The sequence below is a fragment of the Streptomyces mutabilis genome, assembly GCF_014649815.1.
Classification (GTDB): Bacteria; Actinomycetota; Actinomycetes; order Streptomycetales; family Streptomycetaceae; genus Streptomyces; species Streptomyces mutabilis.
Genome location: NZ_BMTT01000252.1, coordinates 1 through 568 on the forward strand (window position 1 = coordinate 1; position 568 = coordinate 568).

General features: G+C 32.7%; 1 protein-coding gene. It reads left to right on the forward strand.

What is annotated here, in order from left to right; translation table 11 throughout:
- Nucleotides 1–568 (forward strand): putative inorganic carbon transporter subunit DabA (locus IE142_RS40205; protein ID WP_191889499.1); only part of this gene is annotated, 568 nt, incomplete at both ends.

The following is a 568-nucleotide window of genomic DNA, read 5'->3' on the forward strand; positions in this document are numbered from 1 at the left end:
GTGGCACGTTGGTTAAAAAGTGTGAGGGATGTTGACATTTATCCTAATGCGTCTACTATTCACAGAGCGATTAGTAATAAAGAAATAGATTTAAAAGTATTTGAAGAACGGTTGGATGAAAATCGTGCGCATTATAATAATAGGTCACTATCTGACAGTGATATCAACACATATATTCAAAGAGCGAAAAATTTAAAAACGATTGAAGAAGGTTACTTTAATACAAAAGATAACGAGAAACTGGAAAAATGGGTACAAACTAATTTTAAGGATTATAAGAAAAAAGAAGATGTGATAGCGCAAAGTGCTAGTGTTTTCACAAAGGAAGGTACACGACTTATTGATATTTTAAATGCTCATATGATTAAGTGGTCTAAATTATATGTTGATGACTTTCAATCAAGTTGGACTATGCCAAAAAGAGAAAAAGGATTCTATCATGCCTGGCAACGTTTAGTTAAACATGATCCATTATTCACAAAAAAACAACGACTTACTTTAGCACATTTGCCAAATCAAGCAACCGAAGCAATAGAGTACGCCTTTCAAGAATTAGGAGTAAAAGAAG